Genomic DNA, 21,602 nt, shown 5'->3' on the forward strand with positions numbered 1-21,602 from the left:
GAGCTCCATTTTTTACAATATGGACAGCACTCAAGTGTCACTCACCCTCCCTGCATGGCTGGCTATGACAGGGCCATCATTGATGGATATAGTTAGCCCTGCCAGTTAAGACATAAATAAAAACTCTCTTAATTGTTTGAAGTTATCGAAGGGGTAAATAAAAGTTCAGCGTAAAAACTCGCTAATATTAACCCTCTGGTCATTAACTATTTTGGTCATTACTTTGATGAAACACATATCCAATACCGCCTCATCTTTATATTTTTGAACACCGGTTATATCAGCCACAGCTTTTTTATATTCAGCTTCAGCTGTGCGCTGGGCAATATCTTCTCTGGTAAATTTAACCATTGGCACGCACCATCCTGAGCAGAGATTCAGTGTGATCGAGAGTAGCTTTCTGTTGTTCGTACAGTGCTTCAAGTTCAGTTGTAAGGCGGTCGCGAAAAACAGGAACGCTTAACTGATAAATAAAATTATTTACTGAGCTTTCCACATCAGGATCCCCGTCCGGTATAACTGGCTGTGAATTTTTCATAAACCCTCCGGTAAAAAAGGTGCCCATCGTGGGAGATGGGCAAAGACCACGCGGCACACACAGCAACTAATCACATCTGCAAGCGCACTCCGCCTGTTTCACACCTGTCACCCATAACTGGTAAGTGAAGGAGTGCGCTTGCATGTTGTGTGCCCGTCTTTCCAGGCTGTCAGTTCTTTATTGCCAGTTGAACTCATCGGCCTAACAAGTTTTTACGGCCTTTCATGTTTGCATAGTTGCCGCCGCTGTTATCGGTGCGGGCACCGCCACTGTCCAGGACATTTATAAGGACCGTCTCCAAGTGGTAACTCTTCCAGTCCCGGTAAGAACCCTGCGAGATGCTTAGCGTGACCGGCTGATATTCCATGAAAAAGGCTGGCGGTTACCGGAAATACACGGGAAAACACCGGGCCGCCAGAACAGGGGTCTACTTCTTATTGCTTTGGCCTGCTTTTAACCACATCAGGCGCGGTGGATCCTGCTATTCCCCAACAGTCAGGAATGCGATAATCTGGATACCCCCAATAGTCATAAGGAACTGAGATGCAACATCTTGATTACGAAGAGAAGCACATGCCGGTTCAGCAAAGGCCACCGGCTCCACCAAAAGAAGACTGAGGTGTTATATGAACCGAGACGATTTGGAGTTTGATATTAACTATTCGTATTTCATTGAAAAAATGAATTACACCCTTCTGAATCGAATAGATAAAAGCATTACCCTTATCCTTATCGTCTTGGGCTTTTCTGTCTTTGCTCCATTCAGCAATATGTTTATTTTTGGTGTTTCTGTTGCCGTTCTGTCTGTACTTCAGCTGGTTTATCAATTTGGGCAAGAAGCGGGTTTATCTAAGGAGCAAATGAGACAATACAAGCGTTTACTTGTTGAATTCTCAATTCTTCCTGATGATGAACTAAGAGCCAGATATCTGAAGATCCAGGACGCCGACAGTAACCCTTGGCGGTCGCTGCAAGATGCTGCATTTAAGCGAACCTGCATCGCACTGGGACGTAATGATGATTCTGAAATATCATTCATACACAGCGTGATTGCTTGGATTGCGGGTGACCTGCCTCGAACAAAAAAGGTGAAGAAAGATGTCAAAACCCGTGCCGATAATTCCTAACCATGTTCCCCCGAAACCCAGACCACCAGCACCTAAAGGATGAGATATTACTGATGGACCACACATCTCCTCATCCAGACAGACATGGACACGTACCTACACAACCACGTCCTCCTGCACCACCAAGTAAATAAACAATTACCTTGGTTGGGGTACCCAGATTGTTAAAGAGCGAAGCGTCCAGTAGGGCGCTTTTTTTGTTTCTGGCCCTGTATCGCCAGGGTAAGCGGAACATTTTGATTCTGAGTAATCACTGCGTGTGGTTACTTGATGGGGTTTAGATTAGATATGTCTAACGAAATAGGCAAGGAATTTTGTTAGATAAAACTAACAAAATGAGCGAGTTTAAATTAACTTACTGATAAATAGAAAATTATTTTTTGGTTTGACGTTGTCTGGCCTGGAGAAGCTCTTCGAATAATTTATTGAAGTTCTGCACTCTCGCTCGCATTTCCTGAAGCTGGGCTTCTTGCTCCGATTCAGGCAAAGAATCAAAGAGATCTATCAACTCCCGATGCTTGTCAGTCAACTGAGTGGTGGATGGTAATTCATTGGCAGGGACAGGATTTTGCTGTTCATCTCCAAACAACAGCCAAGTCGGTGTGCATGATAGGGCTTTTGCGAGCGAAAACAGACGGGTGCCGACAGGTTGCGTTTCATCACGCTCCCATTGCGAAATGGTCACGTGCGCAACACCAGCAAGTTTGGCTGCCTCACGCTGAGTCAGCTTTAGCTCTTTACGTCTGGCAAGAGCTCTTTGTCCAAGGCTGTTTAAATTTTTCATAGTTAGACAATTCTAAATTTTATTGACTTAGATATCCCGCGCAAGCTAATGTTAGACATGCCTAACAAAATGGAGGTCACATGCTCACATGTGAAGCACTTGCTTTTTTTGACACCAAAACAAAACTCGCGAAAGCCGCCGGTGTAGAACTTCAGTCTCTTTACAAATGGGGAACACTTGTCCCCGAAGGTCGGGCCCGTCGCCTGGAAGAAGCCTCGGGTGGCGTACTTATCTACGACAAAGACGTTTATGACCGTTACCGCCAGGCCAAACGCCTTGGTAAACAGAATACCTGCACAACCAAGAAGGAATCTGATTGATGAAAATCAACGAGATCAAATTGCTGGCTATCGAGCTGGAAGAGTGGGCGATGAAGGATGGCAGGAAAGGGGGCTGGAAAAAGATAGTCCCGCTGATTACAGCGCATCACTACGGTGATTTGCTGGACAGCCTGGCGGATGTTGTTGACCCGTCAGAGTATGCGCGTCGCCTGCACAACAACACGCAGATCATCCAGCGGGCATTTAGAAATGACACGCCGAACTATCGTGGTCAGGCAGCTGCGTTGGCGCCAGCAATCAGGGCTGCGATGGATGCAGAGCTGGCTGGTCAACATGACTTACATAACCTGGTGGCCATTGCGAACCGCGAGTGCATCGAGGCGACCAGCGCGGTGCTGACTGGTAAGCCCATGCAGGTTATCCGCAAAGAAACGGCAGAGGCGATTCAGGCGCTGGCCGATCTCATCCCCGGCGTCAGCATCCAGTTCAACCATATTGGTCCGCGCGCGGCGTAACAGGAGGCTCCCATGCTTGCCCAGGAATTAGTAGACCGCATGAAAAATGCGATGAAGCACAAAGTACCGGCGGAGACAGTCGATCGCAGCGCTGAACTGATTCCGGGGATGAAATACCGCAACGAACGCGGTGGCATGGTGACGGTACTCCGTAGCTCTCAGTATCGCGTTGTGTATCAGCGAGAGGGTTACAGCGGCATTTGCGAAATGAGCCGCTATCAGTTCGATTTGAAATTTAAGAAGGTGCGGGAATGAGTCTTGATGCCATGCGTTGGGCTAAGAAAGCCAAAACAGGTCGATCGTCTGCCAAGTCGGTTTTGACCTGGATGGCGGACATGTGCGGCGCGGACTTTACAACATATCCATCAATTGCGGCGCTGGCCGAGGCTACCGAACTGGATAAAAAAACCGTCCAGGCCAGCCTGCAGCATTTGGTGGAAAACGGTTTTATCCAGGATACCGGAGAACGCCGCGGACGCACAAAGCAAATCCCCGTTTACAAGCTGGTGGGCGTTGAGGAAAGCATCGAAGACGCAGAACGAACCCAAAAACGGGAACATTACCAAAAACGGGATGCTTTAAAGAAACCCAAAAACGGGACTGTTAAATCAAACGAACCCAAAAACGGGTGCATTAAAAGCAGTGAAACGATCCCGTTTTTTCCGTCAAACGATCCCAAAAACGGGATACGGAATCCCCCAGAGGAATCTAAAGACTTAAACCCCACACATAACGCGCGAGGGTCAGAGGTCGAACCAGTTAACAACAACCCGGTACCGGAATACCCTGGGCAACCGGGAATCGCATACCCAGCAGCACAGTCATTTGGAAAATTCCCGATGACAACGGAATGGGCGCCATCGGCAGATTTTCGCCAGCGTGCTGCGTACTGGAATTTCCCGATCCCAGCCGACCTTGCAGCAAAAGAGCTGAAAGCCGCACTGGCCAGTTTTACGGATTACTGGATTTCTGAGCAGAAAGTTTTCACCCAGACGCAGTGGGAGCAAAAGTTTGCCCGCCACCTGCAGAACACCAAATCAACACCACCGCGAGGTAATACTCATGCAGGACTGGATCCAAACTCCACAGCAAACGCAGCTGTACAGCGAGCACGCGCAGTACGTGCAGCACAACTCCGCGTTCGAGGAGAAGGCGTGGACGTTTTGGGAGCTCATGATGGAAATCTATTCCAACCGATGGGAGACCAAAAACGGCTCGGCCCCGTCGGACCTATGGATTGCTCAGATTGGGAATTTGACCAGCGACCGGATGACGAACGTCTGTAATGCGCTGGTGGCGCGCTGCGCTGCGGGCAACTCATGGCCGCCTGACTTGGCTGAGTTCGTGACCATTGTGGCTGACTGCGGCGGCAGCAGGCTGGGGCTTAAGACGGCGGACGTAATGGCGGAATACAAGCGCTGGCGCAACGAATCGTACCGCTACAGCAGCACTGAGGAATATTTCATCGAGCGCAAATGTAACCCGGTCCTGTACCAGATTTGCACTGAACTGCGCCGCACCGGTGTTGAGCGACAAATGACCCAACCAGAACTGGAAAGGCTGGCGGCAGACCAGCTGGCGAGATGGGAAAAGCATCTGGAAGAGGGCGGGAAGATCCCCCCGGTAAGAAAACAGATTGCGGCACCGCGGCACCCGGCAGGGCCAACCCCCGCACAGCAGCTGCTTGAAGAATACAAACGCCGTAAAGCGGCTGGCTTAATTTAACCTGGAGAATTTTATGGAAACCATTTTAGACGTACTGAAAGCGATGGAAAAAGCGACTGCCCGTGAAATTGCGGCGCGCATGAAAATTGAGCCGGCGGCGGTGATCGGGATGCTGCGTGAGCACGAAGAGCGTAACGAGGTTGTTCAGGCTAACGGGTACTGGAAAGTTTCCACCGGGGAGGTGAAGTCACAGCCCACGGCGACCAGTTCTGTCAGCAAAACACCGGCAAGTGTATCTGTCAGCGACGTCATCGCCTTACTGGCTGAACATGGACCACAGACATCCCTTGAGCTGGCAACACTGGCAGGTATTGAATCCAAGCGTGTGGCACCAATGCTGACCCACCACATGACAAAAGGGCGAATCATCCGCGAAAAAGTGGGCAACAAGTTTGTTTATTCGGTGCCGGCCATGGCGTCAGTGAAAAACAAAAGCTCAGCTACCCAGGAACTCGAGACATCAACTTCCTCAGTACCAGAAAAATCCGTCACTGAAATTGTCGAGGAAATCCCCGCTTTCGTCAGCCGTCCTGATGATCTGCTGATCCCAACGGTACGCGGTATCTCAAGTGAAATTCGCCGCACGAAAGCGAAGCTGGCCAACCTGGAAAAACTCCGTGAAGCCGTTCGCAGCATTCGCAAACATGGCGCGCTGATGCAGGAGCTGGCGCAATGAAACAGTCTGAATTACCACGCTGTCCGGAGTGCGGGAACATGCCTGAATACGCACTGAAGCCCAATCATATGGGGTGGGTATGGGGCGGATTAAAATGCCCGTATGACCATTACCGTGTGAATTTGAACGGTCCAGCGGGCAGCCGCGCGCAGGCAGAAAAAAAGCTGGCGCCACAGTGGATTGAGCTTGTCGAAAAAATAAGCCAGGGGAAAACAGCATGAAACCAACCTACGAAGAACTGGCAGTACAGCTCGCTAACGCCGAGAGCAAGTGCAGGGAGCTGGCTGCGGAGAATGTAGCGCTGAATGACAAAATGAATAAGCTCGCAACCTGGCCTGGCATCGAGTTCTATTCTTCCGCGTGGGAATTCTGCAACCTTGATGGAAACGATGCGCTTGAGTTCATGTGTGATGTCAAAACCCCAGCCACCGACGCTTTCCTGGCTGAAGTGCGGGCGCAGGGTGTGGAGATGCTTCTCGATTCTCTACCACCTCACTACACGGCCAGAGCTGACATCGCAGAATTCGCAGCCAAAGTTCGCAAAGGAGCCGCGCTATGAGCAAGCCAACTGATGAAGAAATCATTCAGGTACTTCGCGACCATGGCAACTGCATGACTTATGTGGTCACTCACTGGCTGCGTGATAACTACAAAGGCATCAAAACAAACTACGTACTGCGACGCCTGAAGAAGTTAGAGGTAGAGGGCAAAGTTAAGCGCGTTAAAAGTAGCTACGCAGTACAAATTTGCTGGGAGTCCGCCCAATGAGCAACATCGACAAACGCGCATTACGCAAGGCTGCGATGCATGCAAAGACGGAGGATGACTGGGGCTGTGATGCTGACAACTTCCACGACAAAGCAACGCCTGATGCCGTCCTGGCTCTGCTGGATGAGTTGGATGCCGCAAATGAGTTGGTAGAACTTCAGCGATTCAAGCTTGAGAGACAGGTAGAAGATTTACACCAAGCTAAATCACTGGAAGGCATCCACCGAGAGAAGCGCTTAGAAGTAGAGCGAGAGTTCCGTGACTACAAGGACCGCGCTGAAAGCAACCAAATGAGGCTGGCGAAAGATGTGTGTCGCCTCGAAGATGAACTACAAGCCGCTGGCATTGGCGTGAAGGGGGAGTGAGATGACGGCGCATCATAGTCTCAGATGTATGAAATGCTTTAAGTTGTGGGAGCGAGCATGGCTGTTATCTTCAGGCACATCCGCATCCGGTGACAGAGATAGTCAATATATCAAGTGGAGAAACGTTACTGTCATTAGTGAAACAAAAAACGGAACACCAATCTGCAAATGCAAAAATTGTGGTCACGCGTACAAATCAAATAGCTCCGCTGCTCGCCGTGAGTTGCGTTGGCTAAAACAGAACGGTGAACTTTGAGGACTAACCCATGACAACTAACAAACTAACAGACATAAAGCAGTTCACCAAAAAACCAGTGACAATAAGTGCTATCCAGTGGACAGGCGACAATCTGCCAGCCGTAATTGAATTTACTGGTAAGCACCCGCGCTGGAGCGACTGGTTTGCGGATATGGACGAGTATGTGGCTCATGTGCGTGGAGACGGCAACCGGTTCAAAATTTTCACCCTGGAAGGAGTAATGGATGCGCTCCCCGGTGACTGGATTATTCGCGGCATCCATGGTGAGCACTACCCGTGCAAGCCTGATATTTTTTCGGCAACCTACGAACCAGCAGAGCTACAGGAACACCGGGCAGCGGTAGAAGATAAAGACCTGCTGGGGGTAATTGACGCTCTTGAGCATCCGGCAGGGATTAACGCAGCAGGTAAGCAAGTTGTGCGCCGAGCACTGGTTGAGCTGCAGGAAATTCGCCGTTCCTATCTGGCGCTACGTGGCGAGATTGAGGACGTACAGTCACAGTTATACGAGGCAGATAATCAGGCTAACGAGTACGCCGCAGAGCTACAGGAACGCCGCAAGGCTGATAGCGAACGCGAGCAAGTTCGCAGCGCCCACGCCGAGTGGTCACTGGCTACTTTCGGCGATGTTGGTCCCGTTGGCCCGCTGAAGCACCTCAGCAAAGAGGCAATGGAAGCCGCCGCCGAGCCTGACGACCACTCTGAATGGGCTGACATGCAATTCCTGTTATGGGATGCGCAACGTCGTGCCGGTATCAGTGATGAGCAGATTACCCAAGCGATGGTAGAAAAGTTGGCGGTTAACAAACAGCGCGAATGGCCTGAGCCGAAAGATGGTGAGCCGCGTCTGCACATCAAAGAGCAACCAGCGCCGTTAGTGCCGGAAACTCTCCCTTGCCCTGTACATCTTGAGCCTGGTCTTAAATTCGGCAAAGGTGTGCGCACTCAGTGCCTGATGGACGCATTACGCCGCCGTGCTGATTATTACGCTGAACTGGAAGCTATGACGCCGGAACAGCGAGCAGAACATGATGCAGGGATTGCTGAGTTTAAAGCGATGATTGGCAATGGTGGTCGCGGCGACATGGTTGATAACGACCCGCAGCATGCCATCCATACCGCGCCAACTCTGCATGCTGATGGTGAAAGTGCTTTTCCGCAGCGCGCCATGCAGTCGTTCGGTAATTCCGAACAACTCATCAAGCACCCGTCAAGAAATCAGGGCAGTGAAAGCAACGCTTCTGCCGGCGAAATCAAGCAACCAGCAAGCAATGCAGAAAAACTTAACGAACCTGTAAGTGATGCTTACAAGTTGCCTTCTCAGTCATCTAACGAAGTTAATGACGCCGCATGGAAATTACACGACATGCTTACAGAGCATGGGCCACTTAATGGTCACCAGTTCAACAACCTAAAGGGTTGCTTCTACGAGGCATTGAAGATTGCTATGCGCAACTCTCCGGCAACTCCGGATGGTTGGAGGGTAGAGGCAGAGCGACTGGCCGAGATGCATGGCTGCAGCTTTGTTGTGTTCAGGAATGGCGAGGAACCTCAGTGCGCTGACCCTACAAAGGTCATTATCTCATTCACGGACAAAGGTCTTGGGCATCATTCGTCAGCACCGCAGTCGGAGGTGAAATGCGGCTAATACCCACTCCTACATAGTGGTTATTGTCTTGATATAATGAGACTCCAATAACAACTGGAGTCTCATTATGATGTCTTTCACCACCTGCAAGCTGCAATACAGCACAAAAGCTGCCGTTCAAGCTTCCACCCTAGATGCGAGTCGTATCGTCGTTGAAAGGGATGGTTTGTACCTTAAGGAAATGTACATCACTGGCCCAGCTGAATTTATTGGGCGCTGGGTTGATGCTAAGGAGCCAATGTTCTTTGAAGGCATTAAGGACGGAATGGCTGGTATAAGCGGGATCATTTATCAAAGAGCCGATGAAGGCTGATATTTCCATGGACTCAGGGAGGAGCTGAGATTCTCCTTGCAACAATAAAGGCCTCTCCGGAGGCTTTTTTCATACCTGGAGAGTAGAGTAACGCTACGACTATGTCGTTCACTGAGGTACTGGTGCGTGCTAATTTGCCGGAACTATGCTAATCGAAACAAATAGCGGCTTAGAGTCTGAGTTTCAGGGCAGGGCGTAACAAATTCTGCTACTTCAATGACGTAGATTTAAACTTGATATAATTGGGCTCCAATCGACAAAGGAGCTATAAAATGCATCACTATATATTTCCACGCAATAACGGCATAACACTGATTAAAACTGAGGAATTTATTCCTCAAGGCTCAATTTACGATATAGATGGTGGAGACCATTTGTGTATGCATGTGACGCTTAAAGATGGTACTTACGGGTATCTTCTACCTGTAGGAACCGCCTACAATCATCAATGGGCCATTGGACAAATAAACGCTGTTCGCCCAAATCCACTGGCATTTGATATCAACTAGCCAGATATTGAGATGAATATTTGAAAACTACAAAACCGCTTCGGCGGTTTTTCTTTGTATAATCCTTCTCAAAGCATTGAGGGGGATTCATCATGTCTAGCCATAACATCGCAGCAAAATCAAAAGAAGAACAGGACAAGGTGAACGTTGACCTTGCTGCTTCTGGTGTGGCGTACAAAGAACGCCTAAACATGCCAGTTATCGCTGAGCAGGTGGCCCGCGAGCAGCCAGAGAATCTTCGCGAATACTTCATGGAGCGCGTTCGTTACTACCGCGAGCAGAGCCTGACGCTGCCGAAAGCATCCGATTCGCGCTATCTGGATATGGCTGCGCAGAACGAGAAGAAGTAATGGGCTGTCTCATTGTAAGCGGCATCAAGTTTTACGTTCTGGCAGAAGGTGAGTCATACCCGGATCCGCATGCTGATAACCGGTGTGTCGGTGCATATGCCGTATTCCCGTTCGAGGGAAAATGGGTAGCCATAGATTTGTCAGTAGAGAGAAATTACATCTTTATAAACCATCACGAATTCAACCCGCTACGGCGGGTTTTCTTTTTTTACTACTGACAGAAAATTAACAATTTGTGCTCTTAAAACGTTGATCATTTCCGTGCATAGGTATACTGTATAAAAACACAGTACATGCAATGGAGGCCATTATGAAAGTTGAATTAAGCATTGATCGCATGAAAGAACTTCCTAAAGGCGCGGTACCAGCACTGGAGAAAGAATTGCTTAAGCGCCTGAATGATCACTATGACAATTGCAGGCTCACAATCCGCCGTGCCGGGTCCGATGGGTTAAGTGTTTTTGGTGGTGACAAGGACGATAAAAAGAAAATTGAATCAATCCTCCAGGATACCTGGGAAAGTGCAGACGAGTGGTTTGTTAACTAACACCCCTTAGCTGGTAGCTCCTGCTGCCATTTTTTAAATCGAGTTTCCGCATCGCCTCGCACAATTATTGCCAGGCAATTCAGGTCGATTCAGGTGTGGGAATCTTTGCAAGGGGCATCTCATGCAAATTCCGGATGATTTAATCCCAGGGTTGCCGGAGCACACTGGCCCGGTTCTGATTTATTTCGTGAAGGGGAATGTGGTGAGGGGATTCGCTTTACGTAAAGATGAATTTGTTACGTCTTTGCGGGCACTGGAAGAGGCCAGAAAGAAAGCTGGCCTTCCTGTTTCAGATGCAGGATAAGTTGGGTTATACTCAAATACGGGTCTGAACAGCCTGCTGAGTAACACTGCGCCAACCGGGAAAACGCGATGGCGCATAAAACTGAATTACCCCATTCACACCGTTCCTTCGTGAGCGGTGTCGCTGTTTGTGCTGGTGGTGCAGCATGAGCAGATCTAAGACCAAAGCCGAAAAACTTCATCTTTCCCGCGTAGCTGGTCTGGGCTGCATTGTCTGCAAAAAACTGAATCTGGGTGAAACCCCAGCAGAGATACATCACATCCGAACTGGTCAGGGGGTTGGCCAGCGCGCTGACAATTTCAAAGTTATTCCTCTTTGCCCAATCCATCACCGCCAGGGCGGACACGGCGTAGCCATTCATGCCGGGCGCCAGTCATGGGAAGACAATTACGGTACTGAAACAGAGCTGCTGGCGCAGGTTTTCTATGAATTGGGGGAATCGACTCATGCCTGAATATAAAATCATGCCAGTCGGTAAGCCCAGGATGACCCGCGCTGACAAATGGAAAAAGCGCCCCGAGGTTCTGCGTTACCGGGCTTTCTGTGATGAAGTTCGTCTGCAGGGTATTGAGCTGCCGGAAAGTGGTTCGCATGTCACCTTCATCCTTCCGATGCCAGCGAGCTGGAGCAAAAAGAAACGGGCTGAGTTCAATGGTAAACCGCACCAGGTTAAACCTGATTTCGACAACATGATGAAAGGCCTGATGGACGCTATTTACGAAAATGATGCTCATATATGGGATGCACGGGTATCAAAATTATGGGGTGAAACAGGGAGAATTATTATTGAGGAGCTAAAAGCATGACCCCACGCCAACGAAGACTACAGCAGTCAGCACTTGAAAAAGCAGCAACTGCGCCGCGTAAAAGCTGGCTGGGTAAATGCATTCTCCTGACGGGGATTCAGTCCGGATGGATTAAATCCCTGCTCACTACATGGGGCGAGAGTGTGGGAGGAAAAACAGCACCTCGTATGCCGCGGGGTCATGCGTGCTGGAATGTGCTTAAGGGACGTAACTGGTCAGATAAGGCGCTTGAGCGTTTCACTGCTGCGTTGAATCAGGCGAGAGAAGAGGGATTCCGTGGACAGCAGGCAATGAACAGGGCGCACAGCATTCTCTGGCCCCAGTCACCTGCCAGTGTAATTGACGAGGCCCTGCATAATGACGATGTCGATTTTGTTGAGCAATGCGTGCTGCAGGCGCTGGATACAAATGATCCGGTTTATGTTGTTGGTCTTCAGTATTACACCACACGAAAAAAAATCTCAGACATAACCCGGGAACTGCAGGCGATTGCGCCGTGGTTAACTGACGGGGAGGCGAGAAAGCGCGTGCGCTGGTGTCTGGAAATATTCAGAGCAAAGGTCTTTTTGGAAGCCCGCAAACAATTATCTGAATAGACTCAATGAACCATTTTTTAGCTATTAGTGCTATTTTTTGATAGTGGAGTTGAAAACGGGCCAGAAAATCAGATAATCCATTCATGCTTGGCAGAGCTGCGCCACGATGGCAGCGACGAAAAGCGAACAATTTGAATATAACGAGAACCCCGCCAGCGCGGGGTTTTTGCTTTCCGGCGATACGACAGGGGTATTCGCGATGTGCATTGCACCAGTACCCCTGTCATATCGTCGATCTAATCTTCCACAAATATAAAGCCTCGCAATTCTGCGGGGCTTTTTCATTTCAGGCTCACGGGTATCACTCACTGCGTGCTTTGTTGATAAATCCAGCCCGTGAAGCCTGACCCTTTCATCACACACAGCGCCATCCGAAGAATCGGAGGTGAGGCTATGACCAGAATGAGCACCATTTACAGCAGACTTTCATATGGATCAGGAACCACGCTTGCCGGCTGCGGTGTATCAGCGAAGGCATACGCCGAAACAGCTAAAACAGCAAAAGAGGTATCCTGGATGTTGGCCGACAGAATTGCAGGGTTAAGCCTGAGCGACTGGGCAATTATTGTCGGTATCGCATGCACTGTTATCACTTGTGCAGTGAACTGGTATTTCCGCTGGAAAGAACGGGAGGATCGGCGCAATGGGTATGCCACCAAAGCTGAGGAATAAGCTGAGCGCAGCGGTCGTTGGTTTGATTCTTGCCGGGGCTTCCGCGCCCGTGATTCTCGATCAGTTTTTGGATGAGAAAGAGGGTAATAGTCTGACGGCGTATCGCGACGGCGGTGGACTCTGGACTATTTGCCGTGGCGCCACGATGGTTGATGGCAAGCCAGTAGTTCAGGGCATGAAGCTGTCTGCTGAAAAATGCGCTCAGGTAAACGCCATTGAGCGTGATAAGGCACTGGCGTGGGTTGAGCGAAATATAAAAGTTCCGCTGACCGAGCCGCAGAAAGCTGGTATCGCTTCTTTCTGCCCTTACAACATTGGCCCCGGGAAATGTTTCCCGTCTACGTTCTATAAGCGAATAAATGCTGGCGACCGTAAAGGCGCATGTGAGGCGATTCGCTGGTGGGTTAAAGACGGTGGCCGCGACTGTCGTCTGACCAAAGGCCAGAAAAATGGCTGCTATGGCCAGGTAGAACGACGAGACCAGGAAAGCGCGCTGACGTGCTGGGGGATAGACCAGTGAACCTGCGCTTTCAGTTCATTGCTATTTCGTTGCTGGTGGCCGTTGCATTCATCGCCGGTAGCGTATGGAGCAGCCGCGGTTGGGAAAAGAAGTGGGCAGAGCGTGACAGCGTGGAATCATCGCAAACCGCGAACGCGCAGTCCGCCGCCCGCATGATTGAACAAGGGCGAATTATTGCCCGTGATGAGGCTGTGAAAGATGCACAACAACAAGCGGCAAAAGCTGCTGCCACTGCTGCTGGTCTGTCTGCCACTGTTAGCCAGTTGCGCACCGAAGCAACAAAGCTTGCCACCCGCCTGGACGCCGCAAAGCACACCGCAGATCTTGCCGCTGCCGTCAGAAGCAAAACAGCCGGAGCCGACGCAGGATTGCTCGCCGACATGCTCGGACGCCTTGCAGAAGAAGCTCGATATTATGCTGGACGAGCTGATGAAAGCTACCGCGCTGGAATGACGTGTGAGCGGATTCATGACTCGGTGAGAGAGTCAAATAACCAACAATGAGCTTCGCAATCAGCAGTCGCCAGATGAAAGAAAATAAGCATGTACTGGCTATTGAGCATGAGTACATTATGCATCCACATTTGCTAGTTGGACGACAGTAATTGGTTAATAATTGAACGGAATGCGGTATGATAAACCACATTCATTAAAAGGTCAGCCATCATGTCATTCTTCGATTACGCAATGCAGCGTGTTGGGCTTGTAGCCAATATGACTGTCACGTGTCCGATATGTGGACATAAATCCACACACTCGACCACGAAAGTACGCCAGCAACAGGCGTTACTTTGCCCTAAATGTAAATCGCTGTTTGTCATTCACAGGTAGTGGGTCGCGATACAAATAACCCCAGGCCTCGCAATTGCGAGGCTTTTTTATGCGTATCACACATCCACATGTAAAAGGAAAAATACCATGAGTAACAAAATTATTACGCTATCTGGCGCTGCTAATGAAGTGCTTTATGCGCTCTTTTTCCGTGGCGCGTTGCTGTCAGGTGACCTGCCGTCTAAATCTGGTGCCGCTGAATTACGCGAGCTGGGTTTTGCTGAAACCAGGCATACAGCAACTGAATACCAGAAAGAAAATCACTTTACCTTTCTGACATCAGAAGGGCAGAAATTTGCCGTAGAACACCTGGTCAATACGCGCTTTGGTGAGCAGCAATATTGCGCTTCGGTGACGCTTGGCGTTGATATTTATACCTCCGCTGCACAGAAGGCAATCGACGAGCTGGATCAGCGCATTCGTGACACCGTCTCCTTCGAACTTATTCGCAATGGAGTGCCATTCATCAACGACGCCACTATCGCCAATGGTGCGATCCACGCAGCGGCAATCGAAACACCTCAGCCGGTGACCAATATCTACAACATCAACCTTGGTATCCAGCGCGATGAACCGGTGCAGAACAAGGTAACCATCAGCACCAATGAAATAAGTATTCATGCAAACATTGAAGAGGTTCTGCGGAATGCTCTGGCAGCCAATGAAGAGGTTGAGCGCTTGCGAGATGCTATGAAGAACGCTGCTAACGAAGGTGTACAGCAGGCTTTAGTGGCGGTAGAAAGAGATTTCAAAAGTAACGGTAAACTCCGTCGCCTTCTTGGGATTTAAATAGCAGGAGGTCATATGCGTCTCACTGTATTAGATGACGATCCCGGCAGAAAAATTAATCTCGCTCAGGAACGATACACCGTTTATCTCGACGGTGTAGAGGTTAAGCATGTCTTCACTGCTGACGATGAGAAGGGCGAAGTAATCGCAGCCGTTCCCGATGAGCGCGCTTTTATGACGGTGGAGAACGGTGAAGTGAAACGGCAGGTGCTCTATGGTTCCGTGAGGATTGAACCATGCCAGCGTTAATCCCTCGCGCATGTCGCAAGAGAGGTTGTCCCGGTACGACTACGGACCGTTCAGGTTACTGTGAGCAGCACCGCAATGAAGGCTAATACTGAGATATAATTACCCATCAATATGTGCACGAGGAGGAGTGATGAAATATTGTCCTGAGTGTGGTTCCAATGATGTGGTAAAGGACAAACAAAGAGGTGGTTGGAGCGGTGATTATATTTGCGAGAACTGCGGATTTAATAGTGATCCCAGTGAATTCTGGTCAGAGACCGAGTACAGGATGAGGAAGAGGGCTGAGAGTTTACCCAGCTATCGCAAGAAGGAATGATTCAACCCGCTTCGGCGGGTTTTTTTATGGTAACGGATAGCAACCGGAACTGATATCAATGAACAAAGAACCACGCATATACGGCAGCAAGTGGGACCGTGAGCGTCTTATATTCCTTCGTGCTCACCCCTTATGCGTCATGTGTTACGAGCAAGACAGGGTGACAGCAGCAACGGTGGTTGACCACATCATCCCGCATAAGCTGAAAGAAGCGCTGCGTTCTGGTGACAACCAGGCAATAGCGAAGGCACAGAAGCTTTTCTGGAGCCGGAAGAACTGGCAAGGGCTTTGTAAGCAACACCATGACTCAACGAAGCAGCGCATGGAGAAACGCGGTGCCGTCATCGGATGTGATGAGAGTGGAATACCACTCGACCCTGCGTCGCACTGGTTTAAATGATAATTATTATCATTAGGGTGGGGCGGGTCAAAAGTTCAGAACCTTGCCCCTGAATGACCGCCGCTCGTCCTTTTTGCACACAACCGCGAAATGAAAAGTTTTTTCCCGGGAGGTTCCGATGGCAGGAAGACGCCCGAAACCGTCCCACCTGAAGGTGGTAACCGGTAATCCGGGCAAACGTAAACTCAACGACAAAGAACCCACCCCGGCCAGAGAAATCCCAAGCCCTCCTGCACACCTCACTGACTGGGGAAAGGTGGCCTGGGGAAAACTGACAGTGCTGCTTGATGGTATGGGGGTTCTCACTGTTGCAGACGTGCTGGCGCTGGAGCGCCTTTGCGATATTTACGCCGACATACTCCAGCTGCGCCTTACGATCGCTGACGAGGGGAGAACGTATACAGTGAAGACGGATGGCGGCTTTTTGATTAAGGCAAACCCTGCAGTGGCCATGTTGGCTGATGCAGATCGCCGTTTTAAAAGTTACCTGGTCGAATTCGGTCTTACTCCGGCCGCCAGAACGAAGGTGAAAGTTGATGGTGGAGAAAAAGAAGAAGACCCACTCAACCAGTTCTTCGGTTGATCCCGCCACGCAATACGCGATGGACGTAACCTCTGGAAAAGTAATTGCCGGTCCTGATATTCGTAATGCCTGCCAGCGCCATTTGCGTGATTTAAAAGAGGGTAGTAAACGCGGTCTGAACTGGGATGTTGAATCGGTTACACGAGCTATCAACTTTTTTGCTCAGGTATTGAAACTGAATGGTGGCGAGCACGAAGGTGCGCCATTTATTCTTCTGCCCTGGCAATGCTTTATTGTCGGCTCTGTTTTCGGCTGGAAGCGTGAAAACGGTACGCGCCGTTTCCGCACTGTGTATGTTGAGTCAGGAAAAGGTTCTGGTAAATCTCCGCTGGCTGCGGGAGTTGGCCTTTACTGCATGATGGCTGACAAAGAGCCGCGAGCAGAAGTGTATGCTGCAGCGACGAAAAAAGACCAGGCCATGATCCTGTTTCGTGATGCCGTGGCTATGGTTGATCAGTCTCCAGCGCTTCTGTCCAGAATTCAAAAATCCGGTGGAGCCGGTAAAGAGTGGAACCTGGCTTTCCTGCAAAACGGTTCTTTCTTCCGGCCTATCAGTTCTGATGATGGACAGTCTGGGCCGCGTCCTCACTGCGCCCTGATTGATGAGATTCACGAGCATAAAGATAACCGCGCGGTTGAGATGATGCGTGCCGGGACTAAAGGTCGGCGGCAGGCGTTAATTTTTATGATAACCAACAGCGGGCATGACAAAACCAGCGTCTGTTACGACTATCACCAGTACGGGCAGAAGGTTGCAGCCGGTCAGCGAGAAAACGATGCCTTTTTCGCTTTTATCTGTTCACTGGATGAAGGCGACGATCCTTTTAAAGATGAATCATGCTGGGGGAAAGCTAACCCATCAATGGGGCATACTTTTCTTTCTGATTACCTGCGCGAGCAGGTGGAAGATGCCCGTGGCATGCCTGCGAAAGAAAGTCTGGTTCGCCGACTCAATTTCTGTCAGTGGGTGGATGCAGAGAACCCGTGGATCAGCGGTGATATCTGGATGGCCTGTGAAAAGGACATCAGTATTGAACAGTTACGGGGTAAAACCTGCTTTGGCGGTCTGGATTTATCGGGTAAACGTGACCTTACATCGCTGTCTCTTTATTTTCCTGACATCAGTGTAATGCTGACAGAGTTCTGGACCCCTAAAGATACTTTATATGATCGCGCCCGCGTTGACCGGGTTCCTTACGACGTATGGGAGCGTGATGGTTATATCCATGCACCACCCGGTACAGCCATTGACTACGGTTTTGTCGCAAAGCGGATGGCAGAGCTGGCGGCAATGTTTGATATACGAAAAGTCGCTTTCGACCGCTATCACATTGACTACTTAACTCCTGAACTGGATGACGAAGGGGTTACGGTTCCTCTGGTACCGCACGGCCAGGGATTTGGTAAATCGGCAGAGTCAGGTTTGTGGATGCCGCACTCCATTGAACTTTTTGAGCAGCTTATTATGGAAAAGCGGATCAGCATTGTTCTGAACCCCTGTCTGCGCTGGTGTGCGGCGAACGCCGTTATTGAAGAAGATAAAAACGGAAACCGGGTTTTCAGCAAGCGCAGAAGTAATGGCCGTATAGATGGCGTTGTTTCTGGTGCGATGGCAGTTGGCGCGGCAGAAGGAGATGAAGAGGATGACAGCGATATTGAGGGTTTTTTTGACGATCCGATCATAGTGGGTATCTGATGGCTAAGAATAAACAGCAACCAGGGCGCGTAAAGAGCGCTCTTTTAAACTGGCTTGGTGTTCCAGTAAGCCTGACGACCGGTGAATTCTGGCGGGAATGGTTTGGAACCAGCAGTAGCGGAAAAGTGGTCACCGCAGACAAAGTTATCCGGCTTTCCGCTGTATGGGCGTGTGTCAGGCTCTTGAGTGAGTCGGTCTCCACGCTTCCGCTTAAAATTTACGAGAGACAGGCCGATGGATCGCGTAAGCTGGCCCAGAACAATCCCGCCTACCAGATATTATGCAGACGCCCTAATCCGGAAATGACGCCTTCCCGCTTCATGCTGATGATTGTGGCCAGTGTTTGTCTGCGCGGTAACGCCTTTGTCGAAAAGCTGTTCATCGGCAGCAAGCTGGTATCACTGGTTCCACTGCTTCCTCAGAACATGGTTGTAAAGCGGCTCGATAGTGGAAAATTACAGTACACCTACACGGAAAACGGAATCCAGCGGCTCATTCCTGTAGGCAGGATGATGCACATTCGCGGTTTTGGCCTCGATGGTGTGTGCGGCATGATGCCCACAATGGCCGGGGTGGATGTCTTCGGTGCTGCGATGTCGGTTGATGAAGCGGCGGCGAAAATCTTCGAAAATGGCCTGCAGAGTACCGGCTTCCTTTCTTCGAAAACAGCACTGAGCAAGGAACAGCGAGAAAGGTTGCGTATCAGCCTTCAGAGCTTTATTGGCTCGAAAAATGCCGGGAAACTGATGGTTCTGGAAAATGAACTGACATACCAGAACGTCACCATGAATCCGGAAGCCGCACAATTGCTTGAAAGCCGCTCATTCAGCATTGAGGAAATCTGTCGCTGGTTTCGCGTACCGCCATTCATGGTCGGCCATACGACAAAACAATCCAGCTGGGCCTCGAGTCTTGAGGGGATGAACATGCTGTTTCTGACCCATACTCTGCGTCCATTGCTGGTCAATATTGAGCAGGAAATCTCGCGCTGCCTTCTTAACGGTGATGAGGATTTGTTTGCAGAGTTTTCCGTTGAAGGTCTTCTGCGTGCCGACAGTGCAGGACGTGCTGCGTACTATACCAGTGCCCTGCAGAATGGCTGGATGTCGCGTAACGATGTGCGAAGGCTGGAAAATATGCCACCAATTGAAGGCGGTGATATTTATACAGTTCAGCTCAACCTGACTCAGTTGAAGAATCTCGAAAACAGCAACCCGGCGATTCAGGCGCTGGCTGTCAGAGAGCTTCATAACCACGTATTCCCTGATATTCCTTTCGAGCAATCGCCCCTTAAACAGGCTGCTTAGGAGCCCATTTCCATGACAATTAGACAACTTCCGGTTGCTCCGGCTGGACGCCCATGCGCGGGTGTGACCAGTGAACCCCAGCCCTCAGCGCTTGAGCGCTGGAATGGTGGGATCAGGGCAACATCCGATAATGACAACTCCATTTCTATTTTTGATGTTGTTGGCCGTGATTACTGGGATGAGGGTGTCACAGCCAAACGCATCTCCGGCGCTCTACGTTCGATGAACGGTGCTGATGTGACGGTAAATATCAACTCGCCCGGCGGCGATATGTTTGAAGGCCTGGCAATTTACAACCTGCTTCGCGAGTACCAGGGAAAAGTCACTGTAAAAGTGTTGGGCATCGCTGCCAGCGCCGCTTCGATTATTGCTATGGCCGGGGATGATATTCAAATCGGGCGAGGTGCCTTTCTGATGATCCACAACTGCTGGGTAGCAGCGATGGGCAACCGCCATGATTTTGCTGAGTTATCGACTTATCTTGAGCCATTTGATGCCGCGATGGCTGATATCTATGCTGCACGCTCCGGCCTTGATATGGACACCGTGCAGAAGTTGATGGATGCAGAAAGTTATATCGGTGGAAGTGATGCAGTAGAAAAAGGTCTGGCCGACAGTCTGCTTTCTGCTGATGCCGTAAGCGACGGTGATGACTCCCCGTCTGCGGCGTTGCGCAAACTTGATGCACTTCTGGCGAAAACGAACACTCCCCGGTCTGAACGCCGGAGATTAATCAAAGCTTTAACAGGTAACACGCCGGGCGCTGTTACCGATCCCGATGGTAAGCCGGGCGCTACCCAACCCAACCCTGAAATTTTAGCTGAGCTGGATGTCGCATTAAGCGGCCTGGCGAACGCATGCCAGTAACGGAGAAATTATGTCTGACGTGAACGAGATTCTTAAAAAAGTAACGGCCTCCATTGAGGAAGCGACCGGAAAATTTAATGCAAAAGCGGAAGAAGCTCTTAAGGAGGCACAAAAGAACGGCAAATTGTCGGCGGAAACCAAAGAGACCGTGGACAAGATGGCGTCTGAGCTAAATGCGTTGAAAGAAGCCGAAAAGACGCTGAAAGCCTCTATGGGTGAACTGGAGCAGCATGTTGCGCAGATGCCGCTGGCAAATGCAAAACAGGTTGTTGAATCTGTGGGGCAGCAGGTCATTTCTGCTGAGGCGTTAAAAACCTTTGCTGCCAGCGTTGCGGCCAGCCAGCGAATTTCTATTCCGGTGAAAGCGGCTCTGCTTACCGCTAACGTACCAGGCAATATTGTTGCTCCCGACCGTCTGCCTGGCATTGATACCGCGCCGAAACAGCGTCTTTTCATCCGCGACCTGATCGCGCCTGGCACAACGGCATCAAACACCATTTACTGGGTGCAGCAAACTGGTTTTACCAACAATGCTGCGGCGGTCGCAGAGAATACGACCAAACCGTACAGCAACATTGAGTTTGCAGAAAAAATCACCCCAGTTCGAACTATTGCGCATCTTTTCAAGGCATCCAAACAGATCCTCGACGACTTCGCACAGTTGCAGTCTCAGGTTGATGCGGAAATGCGTTTCGGCCTGAAGTATGTCGAAGAGCAGGAAATTCTGTTCGGCGATGGAACAGGCGCTCATCTGGAAGGCATCATTCCGCAGGCTTCAGCATTTTCGGCAGCGTTTCAGGTAGAGAATCAGAACGGTATTGATGATCTGCGTCTCGCGATGTTGCAGGCTCAGCTTGCCCGCTTCCCGGCATCCGGTCACGTCCTGCACTTCATCGACTGGGCGAAAATTGAGTTGACTAAAGACACGCTGGGCCGCTACATCCTGGCAAACCCTGCCGCTCTGACGGGGCCAACTCTTTGGGGCCTTCCTGTCGTCGCAACAGAAGCTACAGCCTTCCAGGGTAAATTCCTGACTGGGGCATTCAGTGCCGGTGCGCAAATTTTTGACCGTGAAGAAACGAACGTTGTTATCTCGACTGAGAACGCCGACGACTTCGAGAAAAACATGATCACCATCCGTTGCGAAGAGCGTCTGGCGTTGGCCGTTAAACGTCCTGAAGCCTTTGTTTATGGCTCGTTCACTGTTCCGGCGTCTGGCGGTCAGTAATATCTTGTGCGGCCTTCGGGCCGCAATATTCGAG

The 21,602-nt window shown here is 50.2% G+C and carries 34 protein-coding genes and 2 pseudogenes; 33 read left to right on the forward strand and 3 right to left on the reverse strand.

The features are described from left to right. Positions 1-165: 165 nt before the first annotated feature. Positions 166-351 (reverse strand): hypothetical protein, encoded by a 186-nt coding sequence (locus C2U41_RS06560; protein WP_047502010.1) that lies wholly within the window; start codon positions 349-351, stop codon positions 166-168. Next, on the reverse strand, positions 344-538 hold the full coding sequence (locus C2U41_RS06565) for a hypothetical protein (RefSeq protein ID WP_071696723.1): 195 nt from the start codon (positions 536-538) through the stop codon (positions 344-346). Before C2U41_RS06565 ends, C2U41_RS06560 begins: the two co-directional genes overlap by 8 nt. 626 nt (positions 539-1,164) lie before the next feature. Between C2U41_RS06565 and C2U41_RS06570 the strand changes: the two genes are divergently transcribed. After that, positions 1,165-1,665, forward strand: coding sequence for a hypothetical protein (locus C2U41_RS06570; RefSeq protein ID WP_048217444.1), 501 nt, complete (start codon positions 1,165-1,167; stop codon positions 1,663-1,665). 373 nt (positions 1,666-2,038) lie between these two features. Here the strand turns inward: C2U41_RS06570 and C2U41_RS06575 are convergent, their stop codons facing one another. Further along, positions 2,039-2,449: a helix-turn-helix domain-containing protein gene (locus C2U41_RS06575; protein ID WP_016150004.1), complete on the reverse strand. Its 411-nt coding sequence runs from the start codon at positions 2,447-2,449 to the stop codon at positions 2,039-2,041. Positions 2,450-2,529: 80 nt separating this feature from the next. Between C2U41_RS06575 and C2U41_RS06580 the strand changes: the two genes are divergently transcribed. From C2U41_RS06580 to C2U41_RS06740, 32 genes and pseudogenes are all read left to right on the forward strand, one after another. Continuing rightward, positions 2,530-2,769, forward strand: coding sequence for a Cro/CI family transcriptional regulator (locus tag C2U41_RS06580; protein WP_016152706.1), 240 nt, complete (start codon positions 2,530-2,532; stop codon positions 2,767-2,769). Beyond that, positions 2,769-3,245 carry a toxin YdaT family protein gene (locus C2U41_RS06585; RefSeq protein ID WP_103849012.1) on the forward strand — a complete coding sequence of 159 codons (477 nt, stop codon included), beginning with the start codon at positions 2,769-2,771 and terminating at the stop codon, positions 3,243-3,245. Before C2U41_RS06580 ends, C2U41_RS06585 begins: the two co-directional genes overlap by 1 nt. 12 nt (positions 3,246-3,257) lie before the next feature. Then, positions 3,258-3,500, forward strand: coding sequence for a DUF4222 domain-containing protein (locus C2U41_RS06590; protein WP_103849011.1), 243 nt, complete (start codon positions 3,258-3,260; stop codon positions 3,498-3,500). Further along, a complete protein-coding gene (locus tag C2U41_RS06595; RefSeq protein WP_103849010.1) occupies positions 3,497-4,531 on the forward strand; it encodes a DnaT-like ssDNA-binding domain-containing protein in 1,035 nt (344 codons plus the stop codon). Before C2U41_RS06590 ends, C2U41_RS06595 begins: the two co-directional genes overlap by 4 nt. Further along, entirely contained in the window at positions 4,515-4,970 is a 456-nt protein-coding gene (locus tag C2U41_RS06600) for a replication protein P (RefSeq protein ID WP_103849009.1), read from the forward strand. The genes C2U41_RS06595 and C2U41_RS06600 overlap by 17 nt, the downstream gene beginning before the upstream one ends. A 13-nt stretch (positions 4,971-4,983) precedes the next feature. Further along, complete coding sequence (locus tag C2U41_RS06605) at positions 4,984-5,646, forward strand: DUF1627 domain-containing protein (RefSeq protein ID WP_103849008.1); 663 nt, start codon at positions 4,984-4,986, stop codon at positions 5,644-5,646. Further along, the gene (locus C2U41_RS06610) at positions 5,643-5,867 is read left to right on the forward strand and encodes a hypothetical protein (protein WP_103849007.1); all 225 of its coding nucleotides are present in this window, start codon (positions 5,643-5,645) and stop codon (positions 5,865-5,867) included. The genes C2U41_RS06605 and C2U41_RS06610 overlap by 4 nt, the downstream gene beginning before the upstream one ends. Then, positions 5,864-6,205: a hypothetical protein gene (locus C2U41_RS29650; protein WP_233901291.1), complete on the forward strand. Its 342-nt coding sequence runs from the start codon at positions 5,864-5,866 to the stop codon at positions 6,203-6,205. Before C2U41_RS06610 ends, C2U41_RS29650 begins: the two co-directional genes overlap by 4 nt. Then, entirely contained in the window at positions 6,202-6,414 is a 213-nt protein-coding gene (locus C2U41_RS06620; RefSeq protein ID WP_103849006.1) for a hypothetical protein, read from the forward strand. The genes C2U41_RS29650 and C2U41_RS06620 overlap by 4 nt, the downstream gene beginning before the upstream one ends. Next, positions 6,411-6,779, forward strand: coding sequence for a hypothetical protein (locus C2U41_RS06625; RefSeq protein WP_103849005.1), 369 nt, complete (start codon positions 6,411-6,413; stop codon positions 6,777-6,779). The genes C2U41_RS06620 and C2U41_RS06625 overlap by 4 nt, the downstream gene beginning before the upstream one ends. Positions 6,780-7,603: 824 nt before the next feature. Further along, positions 7,604-7,978, forward strand: a pseudogene (locus C2U41_RS06630) (DUF550 domain-containing protein); the annotation flags it as partial. Positions 7,979-8,753: 775 nt separating this feature from the next. Beyond that, positions 8,754-8,999, forward strand: coding sequence for a hypothetical protein (locus tag C2U41_RS06635; RefSeq protein ID WP_103849004.1), 246 nt, complete (start codon positions 8,754-8,756; stop codon positions 8,997-8,999). Positions 9,000-9,271: 272 nt separating this feature from the next. After that, a complete protein-coding gene (locus C2U41_RS06640) occupies positions 9,272-9,508 on the forward strand; it encodes a hypothetical protein (RefSeq protein ID WP_048997999.1) in 237 nt (78 codons plus the stop codon). Between the two features lie 92 nt (positions 9,509-9,600). After that, entirely contained in the window at positions 9,601-9,858 is a 258-nt protein-coding gene (locus C2U41_RS06645; protein WP_016247099.1) for a DNA polymerase III subunit theta, read from the forward strand. 310 nt (positions 9,859-10,168) lie between these two features. Then, on the forward strand, positions 10,169-10,405 hold the full coding sequence (locus tag C2U41_RS06655) for a DinI family protein (protein ID WP_103849002.1): 237 nt from the start codon (positions 10,169-10,171) through the stop codon (positions 10,403-10,405). Positions 10,406-10,526: 121 nt separating this feature from the next. Continuing rightward, positions 10,527-10,709, forward strand: a complete 183-nt coding sequence (locus C2U41_RS06660) for a hypothetical protein (protein ID WP_103849001.1) — start codon at positions 10,527-10,529, stop codon at positions 10,707-10,709. A gap of 145 nt (positions 10,710-10,854) precedes the next feature. Then, the gene (locus tag C2U41_RS06665) at positions 10,855-11,163 is read left to right on the forward strand and encodes a Ref family recombination enhancement nuclease (RefSeq protein ID WP_103849000.1); all 309 of its coding nucleotides are present in this window, start codon (positions 10,855-10,857) and stop codon (positions 11,161-11,163) included. Further along, positions 11,156-11,515 (forward strand): RusA family crossover junction endodeoxyribonuclease, encoded by a 360-nt coding sequence (locus C2U41_RS06670; protein WP_103848999.1) that lies wholly within the window; start codon positions 11,156-11,158, stop codon positions 11,513-11,515. The genes C2U41_RS06665 and C2U41_RS06670 overlap by 8 nt, the downstream gene beginning before the upstream one ends. Next, positions 11,512-12,111 carry a hypothetical protein gene (locus C2U41_RS06675; protein ID WP_103848998.1) on the forward strand — a complete coding sequence of 200 codons (600 nt, stop codon included), beginning with the start codon at positions 11,512-11,514 and terminating at the stop codon, positions 12,109-12,111. Before C2U41_RS06670 ends, C2U41_RS06675 begins: the two co-directional genes overlap by 4 nt. 393 nt (positions 12,112-12,504) lie before the next feature. Beyond that, positions 12,505-12,783, forward strand: a complete 279-nt coding sequence (locus C2U41_RS06680) for a phage holin (protein WP_016150433.1) — start codon at positions 12,505-12,507, stop codon at positions 12,781-12,783. After that, entirely contained in the window at positions 12,755-13,303 is a 549-nt protein-coding gene (locus C2U41_RS06685; RefSeq protein WP_103848997.1) for a lysozyme, read from the forward strand. The genes C2U41_RS06680 and C2U41_RS06685 overlap by 29 nt, the downstream gene beginning before the upstream one ends. Then, the gene (locus C2U41_RS06690; RefSeq protein WP_103848996.1) at positions 13,300-13,806 is read left to right on the forward strand and encodes a DUF2514 domain-containing protein; all 507 of its coding nucleotides are present in this window, start codon (positions 13,300-13,302) and stop codon (positions 13,804-13,806) included. Before C2U41_RS06685 ends, C2U41_RS06690 begins: the two co-directional genes overlap by 4 nt. 210 nt (positions 13,807-14,016) lie before the next feature. Next, the gene (locus C2U41_RS29655; RefSeq protein ID WP_233592382.1) at positions 14,017-14,133 is read left to right on the forward strand and encodes a YnfU family zinc-binding protein; all 117 of its coding nucleotides are present in this window, start codon (positions 14,017-14,019) and stop codon (positions 14,131-14,133) included. An 87-nt stretch (positions 14,134-14,220) separates the two neighbouring features. Next, the gene (locus C2U41_RS29660; RefSeq protein ID WP_224774996.1) at positions 14,221-14,922 is read left to right on the forward strand and encodes a Fur-regulated protein; all 702 of its coding nucleotides are present in this window, start codon (positions 14,221-14,223) and stop codon (positions 14,920-14,922) included. Positions 14,923-14,937: 15 nt separating this feature from the next. Then, entirely contained in the window at positions 14,938-15,171 is a 234-nt protein-coding gene (locus C2U41_RS06700) for a hypothetical protein (RefSeq protein ID WP_103848995.1), read from the forward strand. Next, a pseudogene (locus tag C2U41_RS29665) lies at positions 15,159-15,254 on the forward strand (HNH endonuclease); the annotation flags it as partial. The gene C2U41_RS06700 and the pseudogene C2U41_RS29665, both read left to right, overlap by 13 nt. Positions 15,255-15,545: 291 nt before the next feature. Beyond that, positions 15,546-15,887, forward strand: coding sequence for an HNH endonuclease (locus tag C2U41_RS06715; RefSeq protein ID WP_103848993.1), 342 nt, complete (start codon positions 15,546-15,548; stop codon positions 15,885-15,887). Positions 15,888-16,005: 118 nt separating this feature from the next. Then, positions 16,006-16,470, forward strand: coding sequence for a phage terminase small subunit P27 family (locus tag C2U41_RS06720; protein ID WP_103848992.1), 465 nt, complete (start codon positions 16,006-16,008; stop codon positions 16,468-16,470). Then, positions 16,424-18,166 carry a terminase large subunit gene (locus C2U41_RS06725; protein ID WP_103848991.1) on the forward strand — a complete coding sequence of 581 codons (1,743 nt, stop codon included), beginning with the start codon at positions 16,424-16,426 and terminating at the stop codon, positions 18,164-18,166. Before C2U41_RS06720 ends, C2U41_RS06725 begins: the two co-directional genes overlap by 47 nt. Then, the gene (locus C2U41_RS06730; RefSeq protein WP_103848990.1) at positions 18,166-19,473 is read left to right on the forward strand and encodes a phage portal protein; all 1,308 of its coding nucleotides are present in this window, start codon (positions 18,166-18,168) and stop codon (positions 19,471-19,473) included. The genes C2U41_RS06725 and C2U41_RS06730 overlap by 1 nt, the downstream gene beginning before the upstream one ends. A 12-nt stretch (positions 19,474-19,485) precedes the next feature. Further along, positions 19,486-20,340 carry a head maturation protease, ClpP-related gene (locus tag C2U41_RS06735; RefSeq protein ID WP_103848989.1) on the forward strand — a complete coding sequence of 285 codons (855 nt, stop codon included), beginning with the start codon at positions 19,486-19,488 and terminating at the stop codon, positions 20,338-20,340. Positions 20,341-20,350: 10 nt separating this feature from the next. After that, on the forward strand, positions 20,351-21,568 hold the full coding sequence (locus C2U41_RS06740; protein WP_103848988.1) for a phage major capsid protein: 1,218 nt from the start codon (positions 20,351-20,353) through the stop codon (positions 21,566-21,568). The last annotated feature ends 34 nt before the right edge of the window (positions 21,569-21,602 follow it).

The organism is Citrobacter freundii complex sp. CFNIH4, assembly GCF_002934505.1.
In the GTDB taxonomy this organism is placed as follows: domain Bacteria; phylum Pseudomonadota; class Gammaproteobacteria; order Enterobacterales; family Enterobacteriaceae; genus Citrobacter; species Citrobacter freundii.